The following is a 7,441-nucleotide window of genomic DNA, read 5'->3' on the forward strand; positions in this document are numbered from 1 at the left end:
GGAGGTACTTTTTTTATAAGAGTTTTATGTTATTTAATTATTTGTGCCTCGGGAGAGAATTGAACTCTCACTCTCTTGCGAGAACGGGATTTTGAGTCCCGCGCGTCTACCAGTTCCGCCACCGAGGCTTCTGTTTGTTTTAAATATTATAATAATTTTCTTTAATTGTCAAAAATAAAAAAATAGTGTATAATAAAAAAAATGTGAAATAATTTTTTTTTATGATAATTTCCGTTGTTAATCAAAAAGGCGGGGTTGGCAAAACAACAACAGCCGTAAACTTATCGGCTTATTTGGCGGCTATGGGCAAATTTGTTTTGCTTATTGATATTGATCCGCAGACAAACGCCACCAGCGGAATCGGCGTTGATAAAAATAGAATTGAAAAAAGCAGTTATGAAGTTTTACTTGGAGATGTTAACGCGAGGGACGCTTTGTCAAGTCTGTTTATGCCGACTCTCAAAATTATGCCGTCATCTCCTAATTTAGCTGGCGCCACAATTGAATTGGTTAATCAGCCTAACAGAGAATTCGCGCTAACCAACGCTTTATTGGAAATAAAAAATGATTTTGATTTTATTATAATAGATTGTCCGCCATCGCTGGATCTTTTAACTATTAACGGGCTTGTCGCGGCTGACTATGTTCTAATTCCTATTCAAGCTGAATATTACGCGTTAGAAGGGCTTGGAAGCCTTTTAAACACTTTTAATCTGATCAAGGAAAATCTTAAGCCTAATTTAAATGTTTTAGGTTCTGTTATAACAATGTATGACAAGAGAAACAGTTTGGCTCGAGATGTAATGAACGAGATGTATAAAAATTTTCCATTTAAAATTTTCCGCTCTGTTATTCCAAGGAACGTGCGTTTAACAGAGGCTCCGAGTTATGGGCAGTCAATTTTGCAATATGATTCAAAAAGTAAAGGAGGAAAAGCTTATGAAAGATTAGCTAAGGAAATTTTAGATCATTTCAGCTGGCAATAAAATTTATAATTTAAATACTCATTATGAAAAAAATAGGTTTGGGCAGAGGGCTTAGCTCTCTTATTCCTAAAAAAGAAAATATTAAAAAAGATGATGTTCAAAGCGATAAAGCAAGGAATTTTTTGTATGTTGATATTAATTTAATAGACGCGAATCCATATCAACCAAGAGAAAATTTTAACAAAGAATCTTTATCTGAATTAAGTAATTCCATTAAAAAGTATGGAATTTTACAGCCGTTATTAGTGAATAAACCAGAGCAGGGAAGATATGAGCTAATTGCCGGAGAAAGAAGATTAAGAGCTTCTAAAAAAGCGGGATTAAAAGAAGTCCCGGTTATTATAAAGGGTGTTGATAACTATAATAAATTGCAAATCGCTTTGTTGGAAAATATCCAGAGATCAGATTTAAACGCCTTAGAAGAAGCAAAAGCTTACGAAAAATTGGTTAAAGAATTTAATATGACGCACGATCATATTTCAAAGCAGGTTAATAAAAGCCGTTCTTTTATCACAAACAGTTTGCGTCTTTTGAATTTGCCAAAAGAGATTCAAAAAGCGATTGTTGCTGGAAAAATTAATTCCAGCCAGTCAAGATCTTTGGTTTCTCTTCCAAAAGAAGAACAAAAAAAACTATTTAAAAAAATAGTCAGCGAGGGGTTAACAGCCCGCGATGTTGAAGATAAATCAAGAAAAATTTTAGTAAAAAGCCATTCAAGAATTGTTAAAAAAGATCCGATTATAGCAGATAAAGAAAATCAAATACAGCAGGCGCTTGGAACTAAAGTATGCATTAAGAAAAAAAATAAACAAGGCCAAATAATTATTGATTTTTATTCTTTAGAAGAGCTTGATGCCATTGTTAAAAAAATTAGCATGGCATAAGCTGATCAATTTAAATATTATAAAAAAGACTCATTTTTAAAATGAGTTTTTTTAATAACTAATGGCTAAGGGCTAACTTTTAATGTTTGATTTTGTTGATTATTGTTGAAAATATTCCTTGGCTTTTTGCGTATTTTTTAATATTATCTTTTGCTGTTGATGTTTTAACAAATTTTAGCCAATCTATATTCGGACCTTTGCGGTTTTTTTCAACTATGATTTCCACTAAATCCCCGTTTTTTAATTTTGTGTCTAATGTTTCAATTTTTTCGTTAACCATTGCGTTAACGCATTTATTGCCTATCGCGGTATGGACCTGATAAGCAAAATCAACGGGCGTGGATTCTCTGGGCAAATCAATGACATCTCCTCTTGGCGTAAAAACAAAAATTCTGTCGCTAAAAACATCAAGATTTAATTTATTTATATAATCCTTGCTATCTTTGCTTTCTTGTTGTATTTTTAATATTTCATCAACCCATCTTGAGTCAGTGCGGACATGATCTTTGTATCTCCAATGAGCGGCTATGCCAAAAATCGCTTCTTCGTGCATCTGATTTGTCCTAATTTGAAATTCTATTAGTTTTCCTTCTGGGCCAAAAACAGTAGTGTGCAAACTTCTATATCCATTCGGCTTTGGCATGGAAATAAAATCTTTAAAACGATTTTTTTTAGGTTTCCAAAGAGAGTGGATTATTCCTAAAATTTTATAGCAGTCTGATATGGAGTCAACCAAAATTCTCATGGCAAAAACATCGTAAATCTCATTGAACTTTTTTTGTTTGTTTTGCATTTTTTGCCAAATGCTGTAAAGGTGCTTAAAGCGTCCGTTTATTTCATATTTTAAATTATGTTTTTTAGCTTCTTTGGAAACTATTTTTTTAATTTTGTTAATCAATTCTGCTCTTTCTTTTTGCTGTTTTATTTCGTATTTTTCTTTTAATTTTTTGTAATTTTCATAGTCTAAATATTTAAAACAAGCGTCTTCAAGTTTCCATCGCAATCTCCATATTCCAAGCAGGCCGGCGATTGGAGCGTAAATTTTTAAAGTTTCTTCAATAATCCTTTTTTGTTTATGCTTAGGAAGGGCGTCTAATGTTCTAAGATTGTGTAAACGGTCGGCAAATTTTATAATCATGACTCTTGGATCTTGAGCTGCCGCGACAAACATTTTTTTTAAATTTTCAACATATCTGTCAATTCCGCGATATTTAACTTTTCCTAATTTAGTTATCCCTTCTACTAATTTTTTTATTTCTTTGCCAAAATTTTTTTCTATTTCATCAAGCCCGACGTCAGTATCTTCTGGAACATCATGCAAAATTCCTGCGATTATAGTCGGTATATCTGTTTTAATTTCAGCCAAAGTTTGCGCTGTCGCCAAAGAGTGAAAAATATATGATTCGCCTGACATTCGTTTTTGCCCATAATGAGCCTTGCTTGCGAAATCAAAAGCTAACTTAACCATATCTAAATCAACACCAGAATTATTTTTTTTAACTGTTTTTAAAAGCTTGTCAAGTTGTGGCATATAAATTAGATTAATTATTTTTATTATATATAAAATAAATTTATTTTGCAAAATTTTTGACTTTTATATAAAAAAATGAGATGATAATTAAAAAAGATATTTATGCGAAATAAAAAAATAAACATTGCGGTTATTCACGGAGGCCCTTCTAACGAAAGGGATGTTTCCATAAAAACCAGCCAGCAAATAGCCAAGGTATTGCCAAAAAATAAGTATAATGTTTTTTTAATTGAGATTACAAAAAATAAAAAATGGCTGTATAAAGGAAAATTTGAAGCTGAAAATAGCGGGAAAAAATATGAGATTGATATTCTATCTGATAATAATATTTTAAAAAAGAAAATTGATGTTGCTTTTATCGCTTTGCACGGAAAATTCGGAGAAGACGGAAAAATTCAGGCAATGCTTGATTTGATTGGATTGCCATATACTGGCTCAGGAATGTTGTCCAGCGCTTTGGGAATGAGTAAAATCAAAAGCTTAGAGCTTGTCGCGAAAAATAAAATTAGAATTCCAAAATATTTAACGCTTTATAAAAAAAATACTAATCCAGATTTTAGTAAAAATGTAGAAAAAAATATTAACTATCCATGCGTTGTAAAACCAAGCGAGTCAGGATCAAGCATTGGAATATCAATTGTAAAAAATAAAAATCAGTTTTCAAAAGCTATAGACAGCGCTTTTAAAGAAGATAACGCTATAATTATTGAGCAGTATATCAAAGGCAGGGAGCTTACTTGCGGAATTATGGGAAACACAAATCGGACAGAATTGATTGCTTTGCCAATAGCTGAAATTATTGTTAAAGACTCTGATTTTTTTGATTATAAAACTAAATATTTTTCAAATACTGTTCAAGAAATATGTCCGGCAAAAGTTAATCCTAAAATAACAAAAAAAGTTCAGGAGCTTGCGAAAAAAATTCATAGCGTTTTATGGTGTGATGGCTTAACCCGTTCAGATTTTATTTTATCAGACGCGGATAAAAAACTTTATTTTTTAGAAATTAACACAATTCCCGGACAGACACAAGCAAGCTTATGCCCAAAACAGGCAAAAGCCGCCGGAGTAAAATTCAGCGAATTTTTAGAAAAGCAAATTGATCTTGCCTTTAAAAAACATAATGATTAAATTACAAAATTCATTGAAAACAGGTTTCCCCCTTTGAAAAAGGGGGAGCAAGGGGGATTTATTATTGATTTTTATTTAAAAATCTCCCCTGACCCCTCTTTTTCAAAGAGGGGAACTATGAAATAATATTATTTCGTAATTCAAAGTAATAAACAGAATGAAAAACGCTTTAGTAAAAACATTAAATAATTTTAAACAAATTCTGCCGATTATTTTAGGAGTTCTGTTTCTCGCTGGATTAACAACTGTTTCTATCCCCAAAACTTTTTATATAAATATTTTAGGGGAAAATAATTTATTTAGTATTTTGTCATCAGCATTGATTGGTAGTATTTCATCTGGGAACGCTTTAACAAGCTATATTTTAGGTGGAGAATTTTTAAATCAAGGTGTTAGTTTGTTTATTGTTACTATTTTTATGCTTGCTTGGGTTACTGTCGGTTTGATACAACTTCCCGCAGAATCTTTGATGTTGGGAAAAAAATTTGCCATTATCAGAAATATCACAAGTTTTATTTCAGCCATAATAATCGCTTTTTTAATTAAAATAACTTTTTTGTTTATATGATTAGAAAAGTATTTGAAAAAATTGGCGGGAAAAATATTTTTGTTATTGTTATCGCTGTTTTATATTTAATAACCGCAATTCTGAATTTTGGCATAGCCAAGAGCGCGTTTTTAAAATCAATTTTTTTAATTCAAAAAATAGCGCCCATTTTTATTTTAGTATTCGCGTTAATATTTTTAACAAATATTTTTTTAGATCCTAAAAAAATAAATAAATCCATTGGTATAGACGCTGGATTTAAAGGATGGCTCACAGCTATTATCGGCGGGATTTTGTCATTAGGACCGATTTATATGTGGTATCCGCTTTTAAGTGATTTAAAAGAGAAGGGCGCCAAAGATGCTTTTATTGTTTGTTTTCTTTATAATAGGGCTGTTAAGATTCCTTTAATGCCAATGATGATTTATTATTTTGGAATTCCTTTTACAATAATGATCAGCATTTATATGATTTTGTTTTCTGTTATTAACGGATTTGTTGTGGAAAAATTAGTTAAACTAACTAAATAATTTTATAATTTTATGAAAATCGCAATCGCGACAAACGAAAAAAACGAAAACGCTGAAATAAGCGAACGCGGAGCAAGGGCTCCTTATTATTTGATTTTTAATGAAAAATCAGAATTAGCGGAAACTCTTTCAAATCCTTTTGCTGTTGGCGGAGGAGGAGCTGGATTTTCTGTGGCAAAAATGTTGTCTGACAAAGGAGCTGATATTTTTGTGGCTGTTCATATAGGAGGAAATATGATTAGCGCATTAGAAGAAAGAGGCGTCAAATATTATGAAAAATCAGGAAAAGCAAAAGAAGCGGCGATAGAAATCGCCAAAGCTTAGGAAAATAGGAAATAAATCCAACAAATTTTTTATTTGCGTTGTTTTATTTTTTGGTATAAGCTGGAAAATAAGTTAATTAATTAAATATTTTTTATGAGTCAAATTTTTACAAATGACAATTTCGAAGAAGAGGTTATTGAAAAATCAAAAATAAAACCCGTGCTTATTGATTTTTTCGCGGAGTGGTGCGGTCCTTGCGTTGCTATGGCTCCAATTCTTAATGAATTAAGCGAAGCAATAGGGGATAAAGCTGAAATAGGAAAGATAGATGTTGACGCTTCAAGGGAAATAGCGGGTAAATATGGAATAATGAGTATTCCAGCTATTAAAATTTTTAAAGACGGAAAAGTTGTTGAAGAAACTGTTGGGTTGCAACCGATGGAAAATTTAAAAGAAATGTTGGAAAAGCACTTATAATAAAATTCAAAACTCAAAACTCAAAATTCCTGCCGGCATGCAAAACTACAACTAAAAATTAAAATATCACAAATTTAAATTAAAATTTGGAAATTGCCTGCCTGCCGGCGAGGCAGGAAAATTGATTGGAAATTCATTGTCACCCTAACGGGTGATCAGCCTTTGGCTGAAAAATTGAAAATTTAAAAATCTATGGAGTGTGTATTTTGTAAAATTATAAAAGGTGAAATTTCTTGTTATAAGGTTTACGAAGATGAAAATTTTTTTGCGTTTTTAGATATTCGTCCGCTTAATCCAGGGCATACTTTAGTTATTCCCAAAAAACATTGCCGCTGGGTTTGGGATGTGGAAAATTTAGGCGAATACTATAAAGTTGTTGGGAAAATAGCTAATGCCATAAAAAAAGCTTTTAACACTGATTATGTTGTTAGCTTGGTTTTTGGGGAAGAAGTTGAGCACGCGCATATTTGGCTTGTTCCAAGATTTAAAAACGACGGACATGGAGCCGCGATTGATTTAAAAAATGTTAAACAGCTAAGCGAGCAAGAAATGAAAGACGCGGCAGAGAAAATTAAATTACATATTAATTAATTTTTCTTTAAGGGGAATTCAATGAAAAATAAAAAAGTTGACAAAAAGATGCGGTCGCACAAGTTTGTCAACTTTTTATTTTTTTTATTTTTAAAATTATTTAAAAATTTTAAAATAAAATGTTAAAGTGTTCGTGTGCTAAAGTGTTAAAGTGTTTTTGACTTATCCACAAAAAAATTAATTATCCCCAGAATTTAGAAAAAAAATGCATTGACACATTTTTTGTTTTGATATTTAATTTCAATAGATAGTTTTATAAATATTTTATAATTTTATGACAGCGGTGGATAGCATAAATTTATTTAATTTTCATGGAGAGGCTATTTTGGCTGGCAACAATATTTTAAAAACTTGGCGGGTAAAAAATTTATTATTTTTTAATTTATAGAGACGCAATATTTTGCGTTTTTTTTAATTTCAAAATATTTAAAATAGTTCCCCTTTTAGAAAAGGGACGTGGAGTTTCCCCCTTGGAAAAAGGGGGATTAAGGGGGATTTTA

Annotated in this window: 9 protein-coding genes and 1 tRNA gene; 8 read left to right on the plus strand and 2 right to left on the minus strand. The window is 31.2% G+C overall.

The genetic code is table 11. The features are described 5' to 3' along the window. Positions 1 to 44 precede the first annotated feature (44 nt). Positions 45 to 128: transfer RNA gene (locus tag U9O55_04350), tRNA-Leu, on the minus strand. A gap of 93 nt (positions 129 to 221) precedes the next feature. Between U9O55_04350 and U9O55_04355 the strand changes: the two genes are divergently transcribed. Further along, positions 222 to 986, plus strand: a complete 765-nt coding sequence (locus U9O55_04355; GenBank protein ID MEA2089037.1) for an AAA family ATPase — start codon at positions 222 to 224, stop codon at positions 984 to 986. A gap of 23 nt (positions 987 to 1,009) precedes the next feature. Further along, the gene (locus U9O55_04360) at positions 1,010 to 1,870 is read left to right on the plus strand and encodes a ParB/RepB/Spo0J family partition protein (GenBank protein MEA2089038.1); all 861 of its coding nucleotides are present in this window, start codon (positions 1,010 to 1,012) and stop codon (positions 1,868 to 1,870) included. A gap of 79 nt (positions 1,871 to 1,949) precedes the next feature. On the opposite strand, the gene U9O55_04365 is transcribed toward U9O55_04360, so the two are convergent. After that, the gene (locus tag U9O55_04365; GenBank protein MEA2089039.1) at positions 1,950 to 3,401 is read right to left on the minus strand and encodes a RelA/SpoT family protein; all 1,452 of its coding nucleotides are present in this window, start codon (positions 3,399 to 3,401) and stop codon (positions 1,950 to 1,952) included. Positions 3,402 to 3,503: 102 nt separating this feature from the next. On the opposite strand from U9O55_04365, the gene U9O55_04370 reads away from it, so the two are divergent. From U9O55_04370 to U9O55_04395, 6 genes are all read left to right on the plus strand, one after another. Continuing rightward, positions 3,504 to 4,532, plus strand: coding sequence for a D-alanine--D-alanine ligase family protein (locus tag U9O55_04370; GenBank protein ID MEA2089040.1), 1,029 nt, complete (start codon positions 3,504 to 3,506; stop codon positions 4,530 to 4,532). 157 nt (positions 4,533 to 4,689) lie between these two features. Beyond that, positions 4,690 to 5,100, plus strand: a complete 411-nt coding sequence (locus U9O55_04375) for a hypothetical protein (GenBank protein MEA2089041.1) — start codon at positions 4,690 to 4,692, stop codon at positions 5,098 to 5,100. Next, positions 5,097 to 5,609, plus strand: coding sequence for a hypothetical protein (locus U9O55_04380; GenBank protein ID MEA2089042.1), 513 nt, complete (start codon positions 5,097 to 5,099; stop codon positions 5,607 to 5,609). Before U9O55_04375 ends, U9O55_04380 begins: the two co-directional genes overlap by 4 nt. Before the next feature lie 12 nt (positions 5,610 to 5,621). After that, positions 5,622 to 5,933, plus strand: a complete 312-nt coding sequence (locus U9O55_04385; GenBank protein MEA2089043.1) for a NifB/NifX family molybdenum-iron cluster-binding protein — start codon at positions 5,622 to 5,624, stop codon at positions 5,931 to 5,933. A gap of 93 nt (positions 5,934 to 6,026) precedes the next feature. Continuing rightward, a complete protein-coding gene (gene trxA, locus U9O55_04390) occupies positions 6,027 to 6,350 on the plus strand; it encodes a thioredoxin (protein ID MEA2089044.1) in 324 nt (107 codons plus the stop codon). A 192-nt stretch (positions 6,351 to 6,542) separates the two neighbouring features. Next, a complete protein-coding gene (locus tag U9O55_04395) occupies positions 6,543 to 6,941 on the plus strand; it encodes an HIT family protein (protein MEA2089045.1) in 399 nt (132 codons plus the stop codon). Positions 6,942 to 7,441 lie beyond the last annotated feature (500 nt).

The sequence above is a fragment of the Patescibacteria group bacterium genome (assembly GCA_034660655.1).
Taxonomy (GTDB): domain Bacteria; phylum Patescibacteriota; class Patescibacteriia; order JAACEG01; family JAACEG01; genus JAACEG01.

Bases quoted from the DNA above. Each gene is read 5' to 3' on its own strand.
- U9O55_04355 (MEA2089037.1), top strand. From the start codon at position 222: ATGATAATTTCCGTTGTTAATCAAAAAGGCGGGGTTGGCAAAACAACA.
- U9O55_04360 (MEA2089038.1), top strand. From the start codon at position 1,010: ATGAAAAAAATAGGTTTGGGCAGAGGGCTTAGCTCTCTTATTCCTAAA.
- U9O55_04365 (MEA2089039.1), bottom strand. From the start codon at position 3,401: ATGCCACAACTTGACAAGCTTTTAAAAACAGTTAAAAAAAATAATTCT.
- U9O55_04370 (MEA2089040.1), top strand. From the start codon at position 3,504: ATGCGAAATAAAAAAATAAACATTGCGGTTATTCACGGAGGCCCTTCT.
- U9O55_04375 (MEA2089041.1), top strand. From the start codon at position 4,690: ATGAAAAACGCTTTAGTAAAAACATTAAATAATTTTAAACAAATTCTG.
- U9O55_04380 (MEA2089042.1), top strand. From the start codon at position 5,097: ATGATTAGAAAAGTATTTGAAAAAATTGGCGGGAAAAATATTTTTGTT.
- U9O55_04385 (MEA2089043.1), top strand. From the start codon at position 5,622: ATGAAAATCGCAATCGCGACAAACGAAAAAAACGAAAACGCTGAAATA.
- trxA (MEA2089044.1), top strand. From the start codon at position 6,027: ATGAGTCAAATTTTTACAAATGACAATTTCGAAGAAGAGGTTATTGAA.
- U9O55_04395 (MEA2089045.1), top strand. From the start codon at position 6,543: ATGGAGTGTGTATTTTGTAAAATTATAAAAGGTGAAATTTCTTGTTAT.